Here is a 21,958-nt window from a genome sequence, read left to right as displayed (position 1 = left end):
TCAGCGCGGCGCGCTGGCCGGTGCAGGCGCGCTTGCGGGCTGCGCCATGACCTGAGCGAGAAATGCTGCCACTGGTTCGGCCCACACCGATGGATCGGCCTGGGCGAAGGTCTTGTGGCCGTCGTCGCCGAATGGCGGTAGATCGACGAAGGTTACCGGCGGCGTCGAGCCGGCCCGGTAGGCGGCATACATGCGGTGCGCCAGTTCGCGTCGGAAGAAGTGATCGTTCTCGGCGTACAGCCACAGCTGCGGCAGCGTGTTGGCCGCGCCCAGGGTCTTCTCCGCCTCGACCAGGCGGTCCTCGCCGGCGCAGATGACCTCCTTGCCGTTGCTGCCGCGCCCGCCAGCGAAGCTGATGACGCCGCGCACGCCCGGCGGCGGCGCATCGGCCAGCGCCACCGCGCCGAGGCCGCCGGCGGACTGGCCGACCACGACGATGCGCTGCGGGTCCACGTCGGGAAGACGCGCGGCGGCGTCGACGATCGCCGCCTCGGCCGCCGCGATCCTGTGCCCGGTGACGACGAAATCGACGTCGTGGCAGTTGCCTGCGCCTTCCAGGTAGCTGCCGCTGGAGCTGCCGTAGCCGGGCCGCAGCGCCAGCACCACCATGTAGCCGCGGGCGACGAACCAGCGCGCGGCGCGGGCGAAGCCAAGGCGGGTGTCGGCGAGCTTGCGCTTGTCCGCAGGCGTGCCGTGGTGGATGACGATCAGCGGGAACGGACCGTGGCCCGTGGGGCGATACATGCGCGCGGCGAGATCGTAGTCGACGCCTTCCACGACCACCGGCATCCGGAAGTCCGTGACGCGATCGGCATGCACCGGCAACGGCGTAGCGCAGGCGAGGAGGGTGGCCGCGAAGGCGGCGAATAGGTACTTGCGCATGTGCGAAACCTGCCTGGACGGATGCGTGGCAATGCGTCGTGGCGGTTCATGTGCGATCGGCGTGCCGTGTGGCGCTGCCTCCGCTGGGCGACCCCACGGCCACGACGCGGCGCGCGGCCTCGTGTACTGCTGGACGTGTCTTGGTCGGATATTCCGGATGCATCTTACCTGGCGATTGGCGGCGGCCCCTCGACCGGCCGGGAGCCACTTCCAGGTGGTGGCTGCGCCTGCATCAGTCCGCCGCAACCACCGTCGTCCACTGTGTTGCGCCCTGCGGCACGTCGATCGACATGCCGCAGGCCGCCGTCAGGCACTTGCTCAGAAGTCCTGCTGCAGGCTCAGGTAGACGCCACGGCGCGGCGCCCACTGCGGCGCGAATACGCCGATGCCGCCGCCGTCGCGCAACTGGTAGTGGCGGTCGAGCACGTTGAGCACCGCCAGTTGCGCGTGCAGCGGGTGGCTGCTGGCCAGGGCGAAGTCGTGGCCGGCGCTGAGGTTGAGCTGGAAGTACGCCGGCAGCTCGCCGCCGTTGGGCACGCCGTCGGCGTCGGTGCGCAGGCCGCTGCCGAACAGGTAGTCGGCGCCGATGCGGCTGTCGTCGGCCAGGGCGTAGTTGATGCCGCCGGAGGAGGTCAGCTTCTGGTCGTGGTCCAGGTGGATCCAGTGGTCGTTGGCGTAGGCCAGCGCATCCGGGTCGAAGTTGTACAGGCTGGTCATCACCTGCTTGCCCATGGCCTTGCTGTAGGCCGCGTTGAAGTAGGCGTTGATCGGGCCATTGCTGTAGTCGGCGCTGAACTCGGCGCCGCGGATGCGGCCGTAGCGGTAGTTGAAGGTGGAGTAGACGTAGGCGGCGCCGAACTGGCCTTCGTCCTGCAGGCGATCGGCCTTGCGGTAGTAGGTGTCCAGGCCCAGGGTCAGGTGATCGCCGACCATCTGCGAGATGCCGAGGTCGTAGTAGTCGCTGCGCTCGCTCAGCGGCTTGGTCGAGGCGCCGTTCGGCGACTGCTGGTTGGTGGTGCCGTCGTACAGGGCGATGTCGCTGGTGGAGATCAGCTCGGTGGCCGGCGGGGTGAAGTAGCGCGCATAGCCGGCGTGCAGGGTGGTGCTGTCGCTGGCGTGCCAGACCATGCCCAGGCGCGGGCTGAGCTGGCCCTCGGTGGTGCCGAAGGCCTTGTAGCGGTCGCCGCGCACGCCGTAGTTGATGGTCCAGGCGTCGCTCGGCTGCCATTCGTCCTGCAGGTAGACCGCGTAGGTGCTGGCGTGGAAGCGGCTGCTGTCGGGAATGAACAGCGGCACGTCGCTGCTCTGGCTGCCGTCGTCGTTGGCCGGGAACACATAGGCGTTGTTGCTGGCGTTGGCGTGTTCGAAGTTGCCGTACACGCCGTAGCGCAGGGTGTGGGTGCTGCCCCACGGCGTGGAGAAGTCGGCCTGCAGGGTGCTGGCGCGGTTGGCGCGCTGCACCTGCGAGGCGATGCCGTTGAAGATCAGGTCGCCGGCGATGTCCGGGGAAAAGGCGACGCTGCTGTAGCGCTGGCCGGCCGACAGCTGGTAGCTGGTGTCGCCGAGCGCGCCCTGCAGCACCAGGGTGCCGAAGCGGGTGTTCTCACGCTGATTCTCGTCGAGCTGGGAGGAATCGAAGGTATTGGTGCCCTGGTAGGTGAACGCCGGCGTCTGCCCCGGGTTGTTGGGGATCTGGAAGCGGTTGTTGGCGTAGCCGACCAGCAGGCTGAGCCGGGTGTTCTCGTTCAGCAGGTAGCTGAGGTCGGCGAAGCCCTTGCCCTGGTGGGTCTTGTCGTGGATCGGGTTGTCGCTGTCGGTCGGGTTCTCCATGCCGATGCGGTTCTGCAGGTAGTTGCCGCTGGCGAACCAGCTGAAGCGGCCGTCGCTGCCCCACCACGAGGCGTTGGGGTTGAGCGTGCCGTAGGAGCCGGCGGTGATGCCGACGCTGCCGCCGTTGCCCAGTTCCACCCCGTTCTTGGTGGTGATGTCGACCACTGCCGCGGTGCGGTCGCCGAACTGCGCCGGCAACGCGCCATCGAGCAGGCGGATGTTCTTGATCGTGCGCGGGTCCAGGGTCTGGCCGAAGCCGGAGATCGACTCGGGGATCATCACGCCGTTGATGCGGTACTGCAGGTTGGCGTGGTCGCCGCGCACGTGCACGCCGCCGTAGGAGTCCTGTACCACGCCCGGCGCCTGCAGCAGCACCTGGTTGAGCGGTGTGGAGGCGCCCAGCGGCAGGCGCGCGATGTCCTCGGCGCTGATCGCGTACTGGCTGCTGCCGATGTCCGGCGACAGCGCGTTGCGCGCGGCTTCCAGCTTGGCGGTGACGGTGACCGGGTCGAGATCGACGGTCGGTTCGGCGGCAGCGGTGCTGTCGGTGGCGTCCGCGGCGAAGACGAGGCCGGGGGCGAGCAGCAGGACCAGGGCGATGGCGGAGGAGAGGGGGCGAGGTGTCATGGCGAGGCGGACCGAAGGGGAAGGAATTGTTACTTAATAACAGTGTGCTTTCGCAAAAACGCCGGCGTAGGCCGGAAGTCATGGTGGCATCGTGGTGTTGCTTGCCGTTCATGTCCTGGCGCTGCCAGCGTGACCGGGGTGCGGCGCTATGCGGCGCGCCCCGGCTCTGCGAACATCGCACACTGCCAAGGAGTCCTTTCATGAATCTGTCCGCCGCCGCCGTGTCCACCTCCCCCTCGCCGTCCTGGTCACCTGCCAGTTGGCGTGAGCGGCCGGCGCTGCAGATGCCGGTGTATCCGGACCCGCAGGCGCTGGAGGCCGCGCTGGCGGAACTGCGGCACTTGCCGCCGCTGGTCACGTCCTGGGAGATCTTCGCGCTGAAGAAGCAGCTGGCCGAGGCGCAGGAGGGCAAGCGCTTCCTGCTGCAGGGCGGCGATTGCGCGGAGAACTTCAACGATTGCGAATCCGGCACCATCTCCAACCGGCTCAAGGTGCTGCTGCAGATGAGCCTGGTGCTGGTGCACGGCCTGCGCCTGCCGGTGGTGCGGGTCGGCCGCTATGCCGGGCAGTACGCCAAGCCGCGCTCGGCCGATACCGAGACCCGCGACGGCGTGACCCTGCCCAGCTATCGCGGCGACGTGGTCAACGGCCCGGAGTTCACCGCGCAGGCGCGGGTGCCGGATCCGCGACGCATGATCACTGCGCACTCGCGTTCGGCGATGACCATGAACTTCGTGCGTGCGCTGATCGACGGCGGCTTCGCCGACCTGCACCACCCCGAATACTGGAACCTGAGTTGGGTCGGCTATTCGCCGCTGGCCGAGGACTACCAGAAGATGGTGGCCTCGATCGGCGATGCGGTGCGCTTCATGGAGACCCTGTCCGGCGCGCAGCTGTACAACCTCAATCGCGTCGATTTCTACACCTCGCACGAGGCCTTGCTGCTGCCCTACGAGGAAGCGCTGACCCGTGAGGTGCCGCGGCAGTGGGGCTGGTTCAACCTCAGCACGCACTATCCGTGGATCGGCATGCGCACCGCGGCGCTGGACGGCGCGCACGTGGAGTACTTCCGCGGCATCCGCAATCCGATCGCGATCAAGGTCGGGCCGTCGGCGCAGCCGGATCAGTTGCTGCGCCTGATCGACGTGCTCAATCCGGAAGACGAACCGGGCCGACTGACCTTCATCCATCGCATGGGTGCGGCGCAGATCGCCGAGAAGCTGCCGCCGCTGCTGGACGCGGTGAAGCGCGACGGCCGCCGCGTGCTGTGGGTGTGCGATGCGATGCACGGCAACACCGAGAGCACCAGCAACGGCTACAAGACCCGCCGCTACCAGAACGTCCTGGGCGAGGTGGAGCAGTCGTTCGACATCCATGCCGCGGCCGGGACCCGCCTGGGCGGCGTGCATCTGGAGCTGACCGGCGAGGACGTCACCGAGTGCACCGGCGGCGCGCGCGAACTGACCGAGCGCGACCTCGAGCGCGCCTACCGTTCCAGCGTCGATCCGCGCCTGAACTACGAGCAGTCGCTGGAGATCGCGATGGCGATCGTGCGCAAGCAGAACGGGCGTACCGTCGCCACGCCGCTGGCGTAGTCGCTTGCTGTCGCCGGCGGCGCGCGCAGCGCGCGTCGCCGCGGGCAGTGTGCAAGGACCTGTGCTGCGGCGTTGCGCAGCGGGTCGGGACGCAACTGGTTTCTGAAACGTGCACAGGCGCGGTGCCCTCCGCGATGGCGGCCGTCGCCTGGCGCCGCCGCACCCGCTCGACATCGCGCTAATCCCCGCGCTGCCAGACTGTCGCGACTCCTCCCCCCAACAAAGGAGCGCATCTTGACCCTCGATCTTCATTGGGTGCCCTGGCGCGCCTATACGCTGCCGATCGGCGCCGCACTGATTCTCGGTTTCCTGGCCTGGTGGCTGCTGCTGCGCATCGCCCAGCGCATGCGCGGCCGCGACTACCGCCGCGCGCGCATCGTGCGCGTGATCAGCGTGCCGGTGGCCTTCCTGCTGCCGATGCTGATGCTCAGCTTCGCGCTCGAATCCACGCCGCTGGACGAGAAGGCGTTGACCGACCTGCAGCACCTGCTGCACATCGGCATGATCGGTTGCGTGACGTGGTTGCTGGTGCGCGGCGTGGCGGCGCTGGAAACGGCGATCCTGCGCAGCCATCCGATCGAGGTGGCGGACAACCTCACCGCGCGCCGCGTGCAGACCCAGACCCGGGTGCTGGCACGGGTGGCGATGGGCACGATCATCCTGGTCGGCACCTCCATCGTGCTGCTGACCTTCCCGGCGGTGCGGCAGATCGGCACCACCTTGCTGGCCTCGGCCGGCATCATCGGCCTGGTCGCCGGTATCGCCGCCAAGCCGGTGTTCGGCAACCTGATCGCCGGCCTGCAGATCGCGCTGACCCAGCCGATCCGGCTCGACGACGTGGTCATCGTCGAAGGCGAGTGGGGTCGCATCGAGGAGATCGGCAGCTCCTACGTGGTGGTGCGGATCTGGGACGAGCGGCGCATGGTGGTGCCGCTGACCTGGTTCATCGAGAACCCGTTCCAGAACTGGACGCGCAACAGCGCCGACCTGCTCGGCACCGCATTCCTGTGGCTGGACTACCGCACGCCGATCGCACAGGTGCGAGCCGAACTGGAGCGCATCTGCAAGAGCGAGCCGCTCTGGGACGGCCGGGTCTGCGTGACCCAGGTGACCGACACCAGCGAACGCACGATCCAGGTGCGCCTGCTGGTCAGCGCACGCAACTCCGGCGATGCCTTCGACCTGCGCTGCATCGTGCGCGAGCGCATGCTGGATTTCCTGGTGCGCGAGCATGCCTACGCCTTGCCGCTGCTGCGCGCGGAAATCGCGCCGGAGCCAGCACGTGTGTCGCATCCGCCGGTGCGCGCCAGCGATTCGGAGGCGATGCGGTCGCCTGGCGCCGAGGATGGCGTGCCGGCTGCGCCAGTTCCTGCGCAGCGCGGTACTGGGTAAGAGGCGCCGCGACGCAGGTCCCGCGAAACGCACGTCGCCGGCACGCGATGCGGTGCCGGCGATGGTCTTGCCTGGCTGACAGGCGTGTCAGTTCGACTGCAATTCCCAGGTCTGATTGACGTTGCCCAGGCATTCCCACATCTGCACTCGTGCGCCATTGAGAGTGCCGCCGGCAGAGTCGTCCAGGCACTTGCCGTGTAGTTCGCTGCGGATCTGGCCACGGATCCGCCACGCTTGTGCGCTGCTGCCGGTGCATGTCGCCATCCGGATGGAAGTGCCGTTCTGGGGTGTACTCGCTATTTCCAGGCAGTTGCCGCCATACCCCACGATCGCGCCGTTCTTGCCGAGCTGCCAGGCCTGATTCTGGGTGCCGTTGCAATCCCAGATCTGCACCGGCGTTCCGGGGGCGGTGCTGAAATTCACGACATCCAGGCAACGTCCGGTCGAGACCCGGATTTCGCCGCTTGCGGGGTTGAACGACCAGCGTTGGTTGGCACCACCGAGGTTGTCCCAGAGCTGCAGCGGCATGCCGTTGGTCGATCCGTAAGCCACTACGTCCAGCACCTTGCCGCCGGTGGCGATGAGCGAAGCGTTGGTGAAGTACCAAGCCTGGTTCGCCGTGTTCAATGATTGATAAAGCTGCATAGGTGCACCGTTGGCGCGGCTCACGGCGCTAATGTCGAGGACCTTGTCGGTGCCCTGGCCGCGCAGGCTGCGGCTGCCGCGCTGGAAAGACCACTTCTGCTGGCGGAACCCGTTGCAGTCCCACATCTGGATCGGGGTGCCGTTGCCTGTCTCCCCATTGATGACATCGATGCATTTGCCGGACGGACCCATGATCTGTCCGGGGGAACTGGAATCGTCGAATGGCACCACGGTCTGTCGGTACTGGACCACGTTGGGCACCGTGGTGAGGAAGGCGCGGGCATTGTCGGCCTGGTCCGGCACGCCGCAGGATTGCCCGTTGCAGGTGCTGATCGCCGGCGACGAATACACCAGGATCTCGCTCTGTCCATTGACCGCGTAAGCCATCGTGGTGTGGAAGCTGCCGGTGTCGCTGCGGTGGCCGAAGTTGAAGCCCGGCTCCTGGCCGGTCTCGTGCTGGTGCCCGGAGCCGAGCAGATGGCCGAACTCGTGGGCGAGGGTACCGCGGGTGCAATAGTAGCCGCCGTCGACACCGTCGGAGATCACCGAATACCCCCAGCGCGAATCCGTGCCGCCCGATTGCCAGGCGACGCCGCAGCTTTGTTGGGAGTTGTTGAAGCGCCGCACCAGGCCGACCAAGTCGGCGCCGAATCGGTCGCGGGCGTCGTGCAGCGGCACCAGCGCTGCGGCGGTGGCCTGGCTGACGCCGGTGAGCTCGTTGAGGGTGCCGTCGTTGGGCGTGTTGTCCGGGTAGTCGACCTGCACGGTCCCGACCAGGCGATAGCGCACATTGATGTTGGCGTTGGCGAAGGATTGGTTCGCCGTTTCCACCAGATTGGTCAGCACGGTGTCGATTGCCGTTGCCCCGCCGCGATAGTCGCGGTAGCCGGGCGTATAGCCGAGCAGCACGTCGATCGTGTTGGTCGAGGTGGTGCCGGCTTGTGCGTTGACCTGCGCGAGGCTGCTGTACCCGGCGATATAGCCCTCGGCGGTGTTGCCTGCCGGCAGTTGTGTGACCGACTCTGCCAGGCGCCGCGCATCCGCGTGGCTTCCGGCCGAATGCAGGTCGGCGCTGGCGGCCGCCATGATGTAAGGCTTTCCCTCGATGGTGGTGAGCTGGTAGGTCATGCCATCGATGGTGCCCAGCGATCCGAACACCGCGTCCTTGCCGAAACTGATGACCGTCTCGTTGCCCATCGGTTGGCCATTCACCCGGCCGACCCAGGTCCAGATGCCACGCTTCGCGTCGCGTCGGCTCTGGTAGGTGATTTGCAGGTTCTTCCCGTCCGGCGTCGGCACCGTCATCGTGCCGTCGACGCTGGCCTTGATGGCGTGCGCCTCGCTGAGGGTGATGGGGTACAGGGCGAACGCGCCGTCGTGTCCGGTCGGGGTGCGGCTGGTGTAGCGGATCAGGGCGCCGCTGTCCTTCGCGTCGAACAGGGACGCGCGCTGAGTGGCTGCCATTGGCTGCGCGACGGTGGCCGCAGCGGACGCGTGCATGCCGCCCGAGGCTGCGCTGTGTTTTTGATCGATAGCGCCACCACAGGCGCTCAGGCCGGCGCAAAGTAACGCTGCCACACTCCAACCCATCGCGTTCGCGAGTCGCATCGTTGATTCCCTTGTGTTGGTCTCCGCCATCGGCCGATTGGTAATGGCGCGCGTTCCGGGGTGCCCGGACCGTGTCAAGGGTCAGAATCGACCGGATTGGACAATTCTGTAGACAATTTTGTGGCGCGATCGCGTTGCGGGGATTGTGCACATAAGTGCGGTGGAAGACATCACAAATCCAACGGCCGGGCACGCTGTCGGCTGAGGCGCCCTGTCCTCAGGATGGCAGCGTTCCGAGACGGGATGCCCGCCGAGCCCGTGGTGCGGCGAGGCGGTCGTCAGGAGGATGTCCGTTGGGGCGTCACGGCGGTGGCCGCCGTGGCAGGGATGCGGCGCGGCTCAGGCCGGAGGATGCCGCCGGCGCCGCACCAGGTCGCGGGCCAGGATGCCGACCACGGCGAGGTTGATCGCCAGTACCGCCCACGAGGCCCAGCCGGGGTGGCGCACGATCGCGTAGACGTCGAATGGCAGGTAGATGGCCGCGGAGATGCAGCCCAGCAGCGAGGCCCAGGCCTTGGCGCGCCACAGGCCCCAGGCCTCGATGATGTGCAGCACGCCGTAGGCGAGCATGCCGGCGGCGGCCAGATGCACCGCGCCGGGGTTGATCATGGTCAGTAGCGAGGGCAGGGCGCCGTGGTCCGGGTCCAGGCTGAAGCGCACGATCAACCGGTCCACCCCCGCGCGCAGCGGGGCCGGACCCATCAGTTCCAGCCCCGTGGCCGCCAACACCGCGAGCAGGCCCTTGCCGGCCTCCAGCAGTGCGATCAGGTGCAGACCCGGATGCGCATGCGGATCCGGGTTGTACGCCTTGTCGGCGGCCATGGGCGTGCGCTGCCGCTCAGCCCGCGCGGCCGGCGCGCTTGCGCTCGTTTTCGGTCAGGTGCTTCTTGCGCAAGCGGATCTCCTTCGGGGTGACTTCGACCAGTTCGTCGTCCTCGATGAAGTCCAGCGCCTGCTCCAGCGTGTACTTGATGGCCGGGGTCAGCTTGATCGCATCGTCCTTGCCCGAGGCACGCATGTTGGTCAGCGGCTTGGTCTTGATCGCGTTGACGGTCAGGTCGTTGTCCTTGGAGTGGATGCCGACCAGCTGCCCTTCATACACGTTGTCGCCTTCGGCGGCAAACAGGCGGCCGCGCTCTTCCAGCGGGCCCAGCGCGTAGGCGGGAGTGGCGCCCGGCGCGTTGGCGATCATCACGCCGTTCTGGCGCTTGGCGATGGCGCCCTGTTCCTTCGGGCCGTAGTGGTCGAACACGTGGAACAGCAGGCCCGAACCCTGGGTCAGGGTGCGGAACTCGTTCTGGAAGCCGATCAGGCCACGCGCCGGGATCATGTAGTCCAGGCGCACGCGGCCCTTGCCGTCCGGCTCCATGTTCTTGAGCTGGCCCTTGCGGATGCCCAGCTTCTCCATGACGCCGCCCTGGTGCTGCTCCTCGATGTCCACCACCAGCTGCTCGACCGGCTCCATCAGCTGCCCGTCGATCTCCTTGATGATCACTTCCGGGCGCGACACGGCCAGTTCGAAGCCCTCGCGGCGCATGTTCTCGATCAGCACCGACAGGTGCAGTTCGCCGCGGCCGGAGACCAGGAACTTGTCGGCGTCTTCCAGCTGCTGCACCTTCAGCGCCACGTTGTGCACGGTCTCGCGCTCCAGCCGGTCCTTGAGCTGGCGGCTGGTCAGGAACTTGCCGCCGGACAGGTCCTTGTTGCCGGCGAACGGCGAGTTGTTGACCTGGAAGGTCATCGAGATGGTCGGCTCGTCCACGGTCAGCGGCGGCAGCGCCTCGGGGGCTTCCAGCGCGCACACGGTGTCGGAGATGGTCAGCTCCTGGATGCCCGAGATGGCGACGATGTCGCCAGCCTGCGCGCTGTCCTGCTCGATGCGCTCCAGGCCCAGGAAGCCCAGCACCTGCAGCACCTTGCCCTGGCGCTTCTTGCCTTCGCGGTCGATCACCGCCACCGGCATGTTCTTCTTCAGCACGCCGCGCTGGATGCGGCCGATGCCGATCACGCCGACGAAGTTGTTGTAGTCCAGCTGGCTGATGCGCATCTGGAACGGGCCGTCCGGGTCCACGTCCGGCTTCGGCGCGTGCTGCATGATCGCTTCGTACAGCGGGGTCATGTCGCCGTCGCGCACGCTGTCGTCCAGCGAGGCGTAGCCGTTCAGCGCCGAGGTGTAGACGATCGGGAAGTCGAGCTGCTCGTTGGTGGCGCCGAGCTTGTCGAACAGGTCGAACACCTGGTCGATCACCCAGTCCGGACGCGCGCCCGGACGGTCGATCTTGTTGACCACCACGATCGGCTTGAAGCCCATTGCGAACGCCTTCTGGGTCACGAAGCGGGTCTGCGGCATCGGGCCGTCCATCGCGTCGACCAGGATCAGCACGGTGTCCACCATCGACAGCACGCGCTCCACCTCGCCGCCGAAGTCGGCGTGTCCGGGGGTGTCGACGATGTTGATGCGGTTGCCCTGCCAGGTGATGGCGGTGTTCTTGGCCAGGATGGTGATGCCGCGTTCCTTTTCCTGGTCGTTGCTGTCCATCACGCGCTCGGCCAGCACCGTGCGCTCGGACAGGGTGCCGGACTGCTTCAGCAGGCAGTCGACGAGGGTGGTCTTGCCATGGTCGACGTGGGCGACGATGGCGATATTGCGAAGATTTTCGATGGACATGCGAAAGGGGGCCAGCCGGCGCCAGGAGGAAGGAAAGGAAGCCACCTAGTATACCCGGATCCCGTGGCGCCTGCCGGCGCCCGGCGGCGGTGGGCCGGGCGGGCCCGTTCAGGCGCCGGCGGCGGGTGCGGGCGAAGCCTGAACAAGGCGCCGTGTATCCTATGCGCCCCTCATGACGCCCCCGTTTCCAAGGAATCCCATGTCCCTGATCGCCCATTTCGACACCGCCCGCGGCCCGATCAAGATCGAGCTGTATCCCGACAAGGCCCCGCTGACCGTGGCCAACTTCGTGAACCTGGCCAAGCGCGGCTTCTACGACGGGCTGAACTTCCACCGCGTGATCGCCGACTTCATGATCCAGGGCGGTTGCCCGGAAGGCTCCGGCCGCGGTGGCCCGGGCTACCGTTTCGAGGACGAGACCAACAACGGCGTGCGCCACGAGCGCGGCGTGCTGTCCATGGCCAATGCCGGCCCCAGCACCAACGGCAGCCAGTTCTTCATCACCCACACCGCCACCCCGTGGCTGGACGGCAAGCACACCGTGTTCGGCAAGGTGCTCGAGGGCCTGGACGTGGTCGACAGCGTCGCCCAGGGCGACGTGATCAACAAGATCACCATCGAAGGCGATGCCGACGCGGTGCTGGCGGCCAAGGCCGACCGCGTCGCCGAGTGGAACCGCACCCTCGACGCCTGATCCGGCGCTGTCCGCGCGACCGGCCCTGCGGCCGGGCGCGCGGAGCCTGCGTGCTACCATTTTCCTGATCGATTGCCGCACCCGACCGCCGATGACGATGCGCCCCCTTGTGTTGTGCCTGCTGCTGCTCGCCATCGGCAGCGGCGTGCATGCCTGGTGGCGCAGCGCGGATTCGGCGCCGTCGGCCGCACTGGCCGCGGGCGACCCGCGGCGGCTGACCGGCGACGACGGCATCGTCATGCTCGCCGCCGACTGGTGCGGCTACTGCCGCCGGCAACAGGCCGATTTCGCCCGCGCCCAGGTCCGCTACACGGTCCTGGACGTGGAACAGGAGGCCGGCCGCCAGGCCGCTGCCGCGCTGGGCCTGGAAGGCGTGCCGATCACCGTGATCGGCCAGCATGTGGTCGAAGGCTACGACACCGCCGCCCTGGACCTGCACCTGCAGCCGCTGGGCTATCGCGTCTACTGATCCACCCCACCCACTTTCTTAGCAGAGGAATCCCCCATGAAAGCACCCGTTCGTGTTGCCGTGACCGGCGCCGCCGGCCAGATCGGTTATGCCCTGCTGTTCCGCATCGCCTCCGGCGAAATGCTGGGCAAGGACCAGCCGGTGATCCTGCAGTTGCTGGAACTGCCGATGGAGAAGGCCCAGGCCGCGCTGAAGGGCGTGATGATGGAGCTGGAAGACTGCGCGTTCCCGCTGCTGGCCGGCATGGTCGGCACCGACGACGCCGAAGTGGCGTTCAAGGACGCCGACATCGCCCTGCTGGTCGGCGCGCGTCCGCGTGGCCCGGGCATGGAGCGCAAGGACCTGCTGCTGGAAAACGCCAAGATCTTCACCGCGCAGGGCGCGGCGCTGAACAAGGTGGCCAAGCGCGACGTCAAGGTGCTGGTGGTCGGCAACCCGGCCAACACCAACGCCTACATCGCCATGAAGTCGGCGCCGGACCTGAACCCGAAGAACTTCACCGCGATGCTGCGCCTGGACCACAACCGCGCGCTGAGCCAGCTCTCGCTCAAGCTCGGCAAGCCGGTCGGCGGCATCGAGAAGCTGGTGGTGTGGGGCAACCACAGCCCGACCATGTACCCGGACTACCGCTTCGCCACCGCCGACGGCGCCTCCATCGCCGACGCGATCAACGACCAGGAATGGAATGCCGGCACCTTCATCCCGACCGTGGGCAAGCGCGGTGCGGCGATCATCGAAGCGCGCGGCCTGTCCTCGGCCGCCTCGGCCGCCAACGCCGCCATCGACCACGTGCGCGACTGGGTGCTGGGCAGCAACGGCAAGTGGGTGACCATGGGCGTGCCGTCCGACGGCTCCTACGGCATCCCGGAAGGCGTGATCTTCGGGTTCCCGGTCACCACCGAGAACGGCAAGTACACCATCGTCAAGGATCTGCCGATCGACGACTTCAGCCAGAAGTACGTCGACAAGACCCTGGCCGAGCTGGAAGAAGAGCGCAGCGGCGTGGCCCACCTGCTGGGCTGATCGCCAACGCGATCGCGTCGTCACGGAACGCCGGGCCCCGCCCGGCGTTTCGCGTTGTGGGAGCCTGACATGATGAATCTGATCCACTGGCGGCTGTACGTCGCCGTCGTCGAGTGCGGCAGCATCAGCGCTGCCGCCGCGCGCTGCGGCATCACCCAGTCCGGCGCCAGCCAGGCCATCGCGCAGATGGAACACGTGCTCGGCGCGGCGCTGCTGCTGCGCGAGCGCGGGCGGGTCCGGCCGACCCCGTTCGGCATGCGGGCGCTGGCACATGCACGGGCGATGCTGGCCGAACTGGGGCAGATCCAGGCCCTGGCCAGGGTGCAACGTGCAGCGGGTGCGGCCTCGCTGCGGGTGGCCGGCTTCGCCTCGTCGCGGCCGTGGCTGGCACCGCGCCTGCGTGCGTTCGAGCGGGCGCATCCGGACGCCAGCGTGGTCTGGCTGGAAGGCAGCGACGAGGAGGTCGAGGCTTGGCTGGCGGCCGGCACGGTCGACCTGGGCGTGGTGCTGGATCCGGCGCCGGAGCGCGACGCCACCGTGTTCGGCCGCGATGAATGGCTGGCGGTGCTGCCGCCGGCGCTGGCGCGTCCGCAGGCGCGCGACATCGCCCTGGCGGAACTGCTGGCGCTGCCGTTCGTGCTGGCCACCGGCGGCTGTTGGCTGCACGCGCAACGCCTGGCCGAACGCGCCGGGCTGGCGATCGCCGACCTGCGCCTGCAGGTGCGCGACTGGTCCAGCGCCTGGGCGCTGGTGCGCGATGGCGCGGGCGCCAGCCTGCTGCCGGCGTCGGTACTGCCGGCCGAGCGCGACGGCGTGCAGGTGCTGCCCTTGCAGCCGCGGCTGCAGCGCCGCTTCGCGTTGGTCTCCGCTGCGCAACCGGCGTCGGCCGCACTGCAGTTGCGCGAGTTCCTGGAGCAGGCCATCAGCAGCGCTACTGACCCGCACTGACATTCTTGTTTCTCTGCAGGCCGCCATGCCGCGCACACTGCGTGCGCCGACTGTCCGGCGCCCCTGCGAGACCGTTCCGATGCTCCTCTATGCCGCTCCTGGCGCCTGTTCCCTGGCGCCGCACATCGTGTTGCGCGAACTGCAGCTGCCGTTCCGGCTGCTGCGCGTGGACAACCGCAGCAAGCGCACCGACGAGGGCGGGGATTACCTCGCGATCAACCCCAAGGGCTACGTGGCCGCGCTGCAGCTGGACGACGGCCAGGTGCTGACCGAAGGGCCCGCGATCCTGCTGTATCTGGCCGATCGCTGCCCACAGGCGGCGCTGGCGCCACCGGCGTACGCAGACACTTTGCCGCTCTACCGCCTGTACGAGTGGCTGGCCTTCATCAACAGCGAACTGCATGCCGGCAGCGTGCCGCTGTTCGATGCCGCGCTGGAACCGGAGCGGCGCACCGCGGTCGCCGCCCGGCTGCTGCAGCGCTACGCCCATGCCGAGGCCGCGCTGCGCACGCAGCCGTACTTGCTGGGCGAGCGCTTCGGCGTGGCCGATGCCTATCTGTTCACCGTGCTCGGCTGGCTGCCGCGGTTCGGCCTGTCGCTGGACGCGCATCCGGCGTTGGCCGCCTATGTCGCACGCATCGCGCAGCGTCCCAGCGTGGTCGCGGCGTTGGCCGCCGAGCAGGCGTTGGCGCCGGCCTGAGCGCGGCGCGCGGTCGGGCAGGGCATGACCTTCGGCGCTCGGCTGCGGCGCGGCGGCCGTGCTAGGTTGCCGGGGTCATTCGAAAGGGGATTTCGACCATGCTCATGCCGTTCCGCTGGATCGGCGCGCTGGCGCTCGCCAGTGCGTTGCCCGTCGTCGCCCACGCCGCCACCGCCGACAGCGGGTATCGGCAACCGCCCGAGCCGCTGCTCGGGGTGATGCGCGCGCCGCTCAATCCGTCGCCGCGGCTGGATCCGACCGGCCGCACCCTGTTGCTGGTGGAACGCCAGGCCTACCCGCCGATCGCGCGCGTCGCCGAGCCGTACCTGAAGCTGGCCGGGGTGCGCGTGGAACCGCGCACCCATGCCCGCCACGACATGTCCAACGGTTATGGCATCCGCGCCTGCCTGGACGGCTTCAGCCTGGTCGACGTGGCCAGTGGCAAGCAGACCGCGGTGACCCTGCCGGCCGGCGCCTGCCCGGCGCAGCCGGTGTGGTCGCCGGACGGGCGCCGCTTCGCCTTCAACAACACCGCCGCCGACCGTGTCGAGCTGTGGCTGGGCGACGTCGCCACCGGCGCGGTGCGCCGCATCGACGGCGTGCAGCTCAATCCGGTGCTGGGCGGCGAGATCCAGTGGCTGGGCGGCAGCGACACGCTGCTGGTGCGCGCGGTGCCGCAGGATCTGGGGCCGGCGCCGGTGAAGGCGGCGGTGCCGCCGGGGCCGGAGGTCAAGGAAGCGATCCGCGGCAAGGGCGAGAGCAGCACCTACGAGGCCCGCGACACCCTGTCCAGCCCCGAGGACGAGGCGCAGTTCACCTACTACGCCACCTCGCAACTGGTCACCGTGGACGCCGCCAGCGGCAAGCTGCGCACGGTCGGCAAGCCGGCGGTGTACTCGGTGGTCGACGGTGCGCCGGACGGCCGCCACGTGCGCGTGGAGCGCCTGCAGCGCCCGTACTCCTACGTCACCACCTACGGCCGCTTCGCCCACGACGTGGCGGTGCTGGACCTGGCCGACGGCAGCGAGCGGGTGCTGGCGAACCTGCCGGTGGCCGACCGGGTGCCGGTGCATGGCGTGCCGACCGGGCCGCGCGCCTACAGCTGGCGCGCCAATCAGCCGGCGACACTGGTGTGGGCCGAGGCGCTGGACGGCGGCGACTGGAAGACCAGCGTTCCTGCCCGCGACAAGCTGCTGACCCTGGCGGCGCCGTTCACCGGCAAGCCGCGCGAACTGGCCAAGGTGACCCAGCGCTACGCCGGCCTGAGCTGGTTCGCGCAGGGGGGCCAGGTGCTGCTGGACGAGGACGACGAGAACCGCCATTGGCGCCGCACCACGCTGCTCGACGCCGACCGCCCCGGCAGTGCCGGGCGGGTGCTGTTCGACCTGTCCACCGACGATCTGTACGCCGATCCCGGCACGCCCGAGCTGCGCCGCCTGGCCAACGGCGAGTACGTGCTGCGCGAGGACAACGGTGCGCTGTTCCTGAGCGGGAAGGGCGCGACTCCGGCCGGCGACCGGCCGTTCCTGGACCGCTACGACCTGGCGAGCGGCAAGACCCAGCGCCTGTTCCGCAGCGGCACCGACGTGGACGAGGCCTTCGCCGGGTTCGCCGGCGACGACGCCGCCCGCCTGCTCACCTGGCGGCAGTCGCCGAGCGACCCGCCGAACGTGTACCTGCGCACGCTGGGCCTGCCGCAACCGGCCGCGGCAGCCGGCGAGGCGGTGGTCGCCTCCACCCTGGCGCCGGTGACCCGCTTCCCCGACCCGACCCCGGTGGTACGGCAGATCAAGAAGCGCCTGGTGACCTACAAGCGCAAGGACGGCGTGGAGTTGTCCTTCACCCTGTACACGCCGCCCGGCTACAAGGAAGGCACGCGGGTGCCGGCGATCCTCTACGCCTATCCGCTGGACTACGCCGATGCGTCCAAGGCCGGCCAGGTCAGCGGCGCCAACGACCGCGACTTCACCCGCCTGCATTCCTACCAGCTGCTGTTGCTCGCGGGTTACGCGATCATCGACGATGCCGCGTTCCCGATCGTCGGCGATCCCAAGACCGCCTACGACACCTATCTGCAGCAACTGGTCGACAACGCCCAGGCGGCGGTGGACAAGGCGGTGGAGTTGGGCGTGGTCGACCGCGACCGCATCGGCGTCACCGGGCACAGCCACGGCGCGCTGATGGCGGCCAACCTGCTGGCGCACACAGACCTGTTCCGCGCCGGCGTGGCGACCAGCGGTAGCTACAACAAGACCCTGACCCCGTTCGGCTTCCAGAACGAGCGGCGCTCGTTCTGGGCCGCGCCGGAGGTGTACGCGCAGGCCTCGGCGTTCTTCCACGCCGACAAGATCAACGAGCCGCTGCTGCTGGTGCACGGCATGGACGACGCCAACCCCGGCACCGAGACCACCCAGGCCCCGCGCATGTTCCAGGCCATCCGCGGCCTCGGCGGCACCGCGAGGCTGGTGCTGCTGCCGTTCGAACCGCACTGGTACACCGCGCGCGAGTCCAACGAGGACGTGGTGGCGGAAATGCTGGAGTGGTTCGATCGTTATGTGAAGCAGGCGCCGCCGCGTGCGACGTCGCCGACCGCGGCGGCACAGAAGCAGTAACGCGACGATCTGGGAGCGCACAATGAAATTGCGTTTTCTTTGTGCGCCAGTGCTGCTGACGCTCACCGCATGCGGTGCCGTCGACACGGTGAAGAATGCGTATGCGTATGCGTATGCGCATTCGCAGGAGGTAGCTGCCGACCTGGAGAAATCCGTCGGCAGCAAGCCCGCGGTCGGCTTCAACTGGGCGAACGGCTCGCTGGTCCAGGTCACGGTCAATTTCCAGGGCGTGCCGCACAAGCCACTGGCGCAGATCGTGCAACTCAGCAAGGATTCGGTGGCCACGCGCTTCGAGCAGGCGCCGGGGAATGTGGTGGTGACGTTTACGGTGCCGGGGAAATAGGTCCGTCTCCGGCGATTCGTCCAGCCGACGCCGCATTGCGGCGCAAGGTTGCTACACGCAGTGCTACTACACGCATGTTTTGCGAGACTAAGCTATGTCAGAGCAAAGTTGGCTTGCTTACGCCGGAGCAATTGCAGGCATCGTCGGCGGAGTGACTGGCGCTATAGGAGCAGTGGTCGCAATTCTGGCGTTCCGCCGAACCGGCGAAATCAAAGCTCTTGATCTCCGTGTGGAACTTAGACGCATGGAGAGCACACTGCGATCGGACATCCAAGGTTTAATTCCGCTTCTTGAACGCGCAAAAAAATCCCACACAAGACTAGCCGCTGCCCAAGGTTGTTACCGATCAGGCGCTATGGTCCATTGGCTATCCGAGTGGGATATAGACTTCGCTGAATCTAATCAATTGGTCGCCGGCGCTTCTGGACTGGATCTAGACTGTTCTAAGTTTTCTCAAAGAGACCTTGAGGCAAGAATAGTCACTGTTCACAAGCTGCAGCGCCAAGTCGCTGAACTTTCTGACAAGTACCGAACATGCCTTGCATCTGATGATGCGGATCGGCAGCAGCTTCGAGCAGACCAGAGGCTAATCACTCAGGCGCGCATCGACGGAAAGCTATAGATCGGCCCCTTCGACCAAGGTCGGAACGACGCCCTCCCCGCCGAAGGACTATGCTCGGAGCCGGTGCACCGGCCTTGGGAGGGGCGGCATGGACTACGCGACGCTGTACCGACGTTCGATCGAGCGGCCCGAAGAGTTCTGGGCCGAGCAGGCCAAGGCGATCCACTGGAAGCGCCCGCCGCAGACGATCCTGGAGTACGACACGCCGCCGTTCCGGCGCTGGTTCGCCGGCGGCCTGACCAATCTTTGCCACAATGCGGTCGACCGGCACTTGCCGGCGCGCGCCGCGCAGTTGGCGCTGGTGGCGGTGTCCAGCGAAACCGGGCAGACCCAGGAAATCACCTATGCGCAGCTGCACCGCGAGGTCAACGCCTTCGCCGCAGTGCTGCAGCGGCTGGACGTGCAGCGTGGCGACCGCGTAGTCATCTACATGCCGAACATGGCCGAGGCGGTGTACGCGATGCTGGCCTGCGCGCGCATCGGCGCGGTGCACTCTGTGGTGTTCGGCGGCTTCGCCGCGCACAACCTGGCGCTGCGCATCGACGATGCGCGGCCCAAGCTGCTGATCGCCGCCGACGCCGGCAGCCGCGGCGGCAAGCGCATTCCCTACAAGCCGCTGGTCGATGCGGCGTGCGCCGAAGCCAGCGCGCCGCCGCCCAAGGTGCTGATCGTCGCGCGCGGGCTGGATCCGGCGCAGCCGCGCGTGCCCGGGCGCGACGTCGACTATGCCGAGTTGCGTGCCGACGTCGGCGATGCGCAGGTGCCGGTGGTGTGGCTGGAATCCAACGAACCCAGCTACCTGCTGTACACCTCCGGTACCACCGGCAAGCCGAAGGGCGTGCAGCGCGATGTCGGCGGCCATGCGGTGGCGCTGGCGCTGTCGATGCGCACGGTGTTCGACTGCGGCCCCGGGCAGACCATGTTCTCCACCTCCGACGTGGGCTGGGCGGTGGGGCATTCGTACAACGTGTACGGTCCGCTGATCGTCGGTGCGACCTCGCTGTTGTACGAAGGCCTGCCGGTGCAGCCGGATCCGGGTGTGTGGTGGGCGCTGTGCGAGAAGTACCGGGTGCGCACCATGTTTTCCTCGCCCACGGCGATCCGCGTGCTGAAGAAACATCCGGCGCGTTACCTGCGCGAGCGCGACCTGAGCGCGCTGCGCTATCTGTTCCTGGCCGGCGAGCCGCTGGACGAGCCCACCGCGCTGTGGATCGGCGAGGCGCTGGGCAAGCCGGTGATCGACAACTACTGGCAGACCGAAACCGGCTGGCCGGTGCTGACCCTGTTGCCGGGCGTCGAACTGCGGCCGGTCAAGCCGGGGTCGCCGGGCTTTCCCAATCTCGGCTATCGCACGCGCATCGTCGACGAGCACGGTGTCGAGGTGCCGGCAGGACGCAAGGGTGTGCTGGTGATCGAGCCGCCGTTGCCGCCTGGCTGCATGACTACGGTGTGGAACGACGACGCGCGCTTCCTGCGCAGCTACTTCAGCCACTTCGACACGCTGCTGTACAGCTCGCTGGACTGGGCGATCCGCGACGAGGACGGCTACACCTTCATCCTCGGCCGCACCGACGACGTGATCAACGTCGCCGGGCATCGCCTGGGCACGCGCGAGATCGAGGAAGCCATCGCTGGCCACGCCGATGTGGCCGAAGTGGCGGTGATCGGCATGCACGACGAGTTGAAGGGGCAGGTGCCGGTGGTGTTCGCGACGCTGAAGCAGGCTGCGCCGGATGCCGCGGCGGTGGTCGAGGAACTGCGCCAGTGCGTGGTGGAGCGTCTTGGCGCGGTGGCGCGGCCGGCGCAGGTGTATCTGGTGCAGGCACTGCCGAAGACGCGCTCGGGCAAGCTGTTGCGGCGTTCGCTGCAGGCGCTGGCCGAGCAGCGCGATCCGGGCGATCTGTCCACGCTCGACGATCCCGGCGCGCTGGAGGAAATCCGTCGCGCCTTGCGCGGTTGACGTGCGACGCCGGCGCAGACGCGCCGGCGTTCGCTGCGCCGATCAGCTCAGCCCTTCGGCCTGCAGCGCCGCCTGCACCTGCGGATCGGCGCACATGCGTTCGAAATGCAGCTGCAGATTGGGGCCGAGCGCGATCTGCTGCGCGCGCGCCCAGCGCAGGGTGACGAACAGGTACGCATCGGCGATGGAACGGCGCGCGCCGCCCAGCCAGGTCTGCTGTTCCAGCGCGGCTTCCACGCGCGCGTACAGCGTGCGCACGCGCTCGCGCGCATGCTCCTGGGTGCGGGCGATCACCGCGGCATCGTCGAGATAGCGGGTGCTGCCGAACAGCGGATGGAAGGCTGGATGCAGATCGGCGTTGAGGAAGGCCAGCCAGCGCTGCACCTCGGCACGACTGCGCGGGCTGCCGTCGCCGGCCAGCTGTGCGTCGGGCGCGAGATCGGCGATGTAGTTGAGGATCGCCGAGTTCTGGGTGAGCACCCAGTCGTCCATCTGCAGCGCGGGCACCGCGCCGGCCGGATTGATCGCCAGATATGCGGGCGCCTTCATCGCGGCGGCGTCGAGCAGCTTCAGCTCGAACGGCAATCCGGCCCAGCGCAGCGCGATGTGATCGGCCAGCGAACAGGCGCCGGGCTTGGAATAGAGTTTCATGGCAGGCGGCTCCGCATCGGTCAGAACGCCAGAGCGTACCCGCTGCGCGGGGCGCTTGGCGATCATGGCGCGCCATGCGTGGCGCGCGGGAGCCTGCGTCAGGACGTGCCTGCGCGGCGAACGCTTACGACGCGTTGCGCGGACGCAGCTTCTGCACGCGATAGAAGGTGTGGTCGCCGATGGTCGCGACCTGGTAGGCATTGCGCCAGCTCGGGCTGGCGATCGCGTGCGCGGCGAAGTGGCTGGCGCCGGGCACGATCTCTTTGCGCTGGCCCTGCGGCAATGCCCAGTTGCGCTCGGCGTCGAAGGAGACCTTGACCGCATCGGCCCAGGCGTCGTCGTTCTTCAGTTCGGTGCCCGGCTTCACCAGGCCCGGCGCGAACTGCTTGCGTGCGGTGACCACCTCGCACATGGAATCGCCCCAAAGGCCGCTGTCCAGGCGACGCAGCGCGACTTCGGCGACAGCTTGCTGTCCGCGCAGCGTCTGGTCGCGCGCTTCCAGGTACACGGTGGTGCTGAGGCAAAGCGAATCGGCAGCGGGTTGCGGCAACAATTGCGACAGCCAGAGGATCCAGGCCAGTTTCATCGTACTCCTTGCTCCGTATGGGCCGTGGTCGTGGCGCTGCGCCGGGATGGCGCGGCAAGCGATGCGGCTTGGCGTCATGGGGAGGCGGCCTGTCACGGGCCGC

17 protein-coding genes are annotated in these 21,958 nt (G+C 68.2%); 10 read left to right on the top strand and 7 right to left on the bottom strand.

From position 1 onward, the window contains the following. Complete coding sequence (locus RAB71_RS17505) at window positions 1-882, bottom strand: S9 family peptidase (protein ID WP_010340458.1); 882 nt, start codon at window positions 880-882, stop codon at window positions 1-3. Window positions 883-1,200: 318 nt separating this feature from the next. Continuing rightward, entirely contained in the window at window positions 1,201-3,339 is a 2,139-nt protein-coding gene (locus tag RAB71_RS17500; RefSeq protein WP_010340459.1) for a TonB-dependent receptor, read from the bottom strand. A 200-nt stretch (window positions 3,340-3,539) separates the two neighbouring features. On the opposite strand from RAB71_RS17500, the gene RAB71_RS17495 reads away from it, so the two are divergent. Together RAB71_RS17495 and RAB71_RS17490 are read left to right on the top strand one after the other, a co-directional pair. Next, window positions 3,540-4,934, top strand: a complete 1,395-nt coding sequence (locus RAB71_RS17495) for a class II 3-deoxy-7-phosphoheptulonate synthase (protein WP_029561749.1) — start codon at window positions 3,540-3,542, stop codon at window positions 4,932-4,934. A gap of 234 nt (window positions 4,935-5,168) precedes the next feature. Further along, a complete protein-coding gene (locus RAB71_RS17490; protein WP_010340461.1) occupies window positions 5,169-6,326 on the top strand; it encodes a mechanosensitive ion channel family protein in 1,158 nt (385 codons plus the stop codon). An 87-nt stretch (window positions 6,327-6,413) separates the two neighbouring features. Here the strand turns inward: RAB71_RS17490 and RAB71_RS17485 are convergent, their stop codons facing one another. From RAB71_RS17485 to typA, 3 genes are all read right to left on the bottom strand, one after another. Then, window positions 6,414-8,609, bottom strand: coding sequence for a ricin-type beta-trefoil lectin domain protein (locus RAB71_RS17485; protein ID WP_234006531.1), 2,196 nt, complete (start codon window positions 8,607-8,609; stop codon window positions 6,414-6,416). A 309-nt stretch (window positions 8,610-8,918) separates the two neighbouring features. Continuing rightward, on the bottom strand, window positions 8,919-9,401 hold the full coding sequence (locus RAB71_RS17480) for a DUF2127 domain-containing protein (RefSeq protein WP_010340463.1): 483 nt from the start codon (window positions 9,399-9,401) through the stop codon (window positions 8,919-8,921). A gap of 16 nt (window positions 9,402-9,417) precedes the next feature. Further along, on the bottom strand, window positions 9,418-11,247 hold the full coding sequence (gene typA / locus RAB71_RS17475) for a translational GTPase TypA (protein WP_010340464.1): 1,830 nt from the start codon (window positions 11,245-11,247) through the stop codon (window positions 9,418-9,420). A 199-nt stretch (window positions 11,248-11,446) separates the two neighbouring features. Between typA and RAB71_RS17470 the strand changes: the two genes are divergently transcribed. The 8 genes from RAB71_RS17470 (at window position 11,447) to prpE (ending at window position 20,618) form a co-directional block, all read left to right on the top strand. Continuing rightward, entirely contained in the window at window positions 11,447-11,941 is a 495-nt protein-coding gene (locus tag RAB71_RS17470; protein WP_010340465.1) for a peptidylprolyl isomerase, read from the top strand. 91 nt (window positions 11,942-12,032) lie between these two features. Further along, window positions 12,033-12,410 carry a glutaredoxin gene (locus RAB71_RS17465; RefSeq protein ID WP_029561751.1) on the top strand — a complete coding sequence of 126 codons (378 nt, stop codon included), beginning with the start codon at window positions 12,033-12,035 and terminating at the stop codon, window positions 12,408-12,410. A 36-nt stretch (window positions 12,411-12,446) separates the two neighbouring features. After that, on the top strand, window positions 12,447-13,433 hold the full coding sequence (locus tag RAB71_RS17460) for a malate dehydrogenase (protein ID WP_010340467.1): 987 nt from the start codon (window positions 12,447-12,449) through the stop codon (window positions 13,431-13,433). Window positions 13,434-13,502: 69 nt separating this feature from the next. Then, a complete protein-coding gene (locus tag RAB71_RS17455; RefSeq protein ID WP_010340468.1) occupies window positions 13,503-14,381 on the top strand; it encodes a LysR family transcriptional regulator in 879 nt (292 codons plus the stop codon). Between the two features lie 79 nt (window positions 14,382-14,460). Continuing rightward, window positions 14,461-15,081, top strand: coding sequence for a glutathione transferase GstA (gene gstA, locus RAB71_RS17450; protein ID WP_010340469.1), 621 nt, complete (start codon window positions 14,461-14,463; stop codon window positions 15,079-15,081). Between the two features lie 98 nt (window positions 15,082-15,179). Beyond that, complete coding sequence (locus tag RAB71_RS17445; protein WP_010340470.1) at window positions 15,180-17,693, top strand: prolyl oligopeptidase family serine peptidase; 2,514 nt, start codon at window positions 15,180-15,182, stop codon at window positions 17,691-17,693. Window positions 17,694-17,715: 22 nt separating this feature from the next. Then, window positions 17,716-18,036, top strand: a complete 321-nt coding sequence (locus RAB71_RS17440; RefSeq protein WP_138985709.1) for a hypothetical protein — start codon at window positions 17,716-17,718, stop codon at window positions 18,034-18,036. A gap of 710 nt (window positions 18,037-18,746) precedes the next feature. Further along, complete coding sequence (prpE, locus tag RAB71_RS17435; RefSeq protein WP_010340472.1) at window positions 18,747-20,618, top strand: propionate--CoA ligase; 1,872 nt, start codon at window positions 18,747-18,749, stop codon at window positions 20,616-20,618. A gap of 42 nt (window positions 20,619-20,660) precedes the next feature. Here the strand turns inward: prpE and RAB71_RS17430 are convergent, their stop codons facing one another. Both RAB71_RS17430 and RAB71_RS17425 read right to left on the bottom strand, forming a co-directional pair. Then, window positions 20,661-21,269 (bottom strand): glutathione binding-like protein, encoded by a 609-nt coding sequence (locus RAB71_RS17430; protein ID WP_010340473.1) that lies wholly within the window; start codon window positions 21,267-21,269, stop codon window positions 20,661-20,663. 124 nt (window positions 21,270-21,393) lie between these two features. Then, window positions 21,394-21,855: a cell wall hydrolase gene (locus RAB71_RS17425; protein WP_010340474.1), complete on the bottom strand. Its 462-nt coding sequence runs from the start codon at window positions 21,853-21,855 to the stop codon at window positions 21,394-21,396. Window positions 21,856-21,958 lie beyond the last annotated feature (103 nt).

The sequence above is a fragment of the Xanthomonas sacchari genome, from assembly GCF_040529065.1.
GTDB lineage: Bacteria > Pseudomonadota > Gammaproteobacteria > Xanthomonadales > Xanthomonadaceae > Xanthomonas_A > Xanthomonas_A sacchari.
This window is presented reverse-complemented; position numbering and strand designations above follow the sequence as displayed.

Excerpts from the sequence above, each read along its gene's own strand:
- RAB71_RS17500 (WP_010340459.1), bottom strand. The coding sequence starts at position 3,339 with ATGACACCTCGCCCCCTCTCCTCCGCCATCGCCCTGGTCCTGCTGCTC.
- RAB71_RS17430 (WP_010340473.1), bottom strand. The coding sequence starts at position 21,269 with ATGAAACTCTATTCCAAGCCCGGCGCCTGTTCGCTGGCCGATCACATC.
- RAB71_RS17460 (WP_010340467.1), top strand. The coding sequence starts at position 12,447 with ATGAAAGCACCCGTTCGTGTTGCCGTGACCGGCGCCGCCGGCCAGATC.
- RAB71_RS17485 (WP_234006531.1), bottom strand. The coding sequence starts at position 8,609 with ATGGCGGAGACCAACACAAGGGAATCAACGATGCGACTCGCGAACGCG.
- gstA (WP_010340469.1), top strand. The coding sequence starts at position 14,461 with ATGCTCCTCTATGCCGCTCCTGGCGCCTGTTCCCTGGCGCCGCACATC.
- typA (WP_010340464.1), bottom strand. The coding sequence starts at position 11,247 with ATGTCCATCGAAAATCTTCGCAATATCGCCATCGTCGCCCACGTCGAC.
- RAB71_RS17480 (WP_010340463.1), bottom strand. The coding sequence starts at position 9,401 with ATGGCCGCCGACAAGGCGTACAACCCGGATCCGCATGCGCATCCGGGT.
- RAB71_RS17425 (WP_010340474.1), bottom strand. The coding sequence starts at position 21,855 with ATGAAACTGGCCTGGATCCTCTGGCTGTCGCAATTGTTGCCGCAACCC.
- RAB71_RS17455 (WP_010340468.1), top strand. The coding sequence starts at position 13,503 with ATGATGAATCTGATCCACTGGCGGCTGTACGTCGCCGTCGTCGAGTGC.
- RAB71_RS17445 (WP_010340470.1), top strand. The coding sequence starts at position 15,180 with ATGCTCATGCCGTTCCGCTGGATCGGCGCGCTGGCGCTCGCCAGTGCG.
- RAB71_RS17505 (WP_010340458.1), bottom strand. The coding sequence starts at position 882 with ATGCGCAAGTACCTATTCGCCGCCTTCGCGGCCACCCTCCTCGCCTGC.
- RAB71_RS17470 (WP_010340465.1), top strand. The coding sequence starts at position 11,447 with ATGTCCCTGATCGCCCATTTCGACACCGCCCGCGGCCCGATCAAGATC.
- RAB71_RS17440 (WP_138985709.1), top strand. The coding sequence starts at position 17,716 with ATGAAATTGCGTTTTCTTTGTGCGCCAGTGCTGCTGACGCTCACCGCA.
- RAB71_RS17495 (WP_029561749.1), top strand. The coding sequence starts at position 3,540 with ATGAATCTGTCCGCCGCCGCCGTGTCCACCTCCCCCTCGCCGTCCTGG.
- RAB71_RS17465 (WP_029561751.1), top strand. The coding sequence starts at position 12,033 with ATGACGATGCGCCCCCTTGTGTTGTGCCTGCTGCTGCTCGCCATCGGC.
- prpE (WP_010340472.1), top strand. The coding sequence starts at position 18,747 with ATGGACTACGCGACGCTGTACCGACGTTCGATCGAGCGGCCCGAAGAG.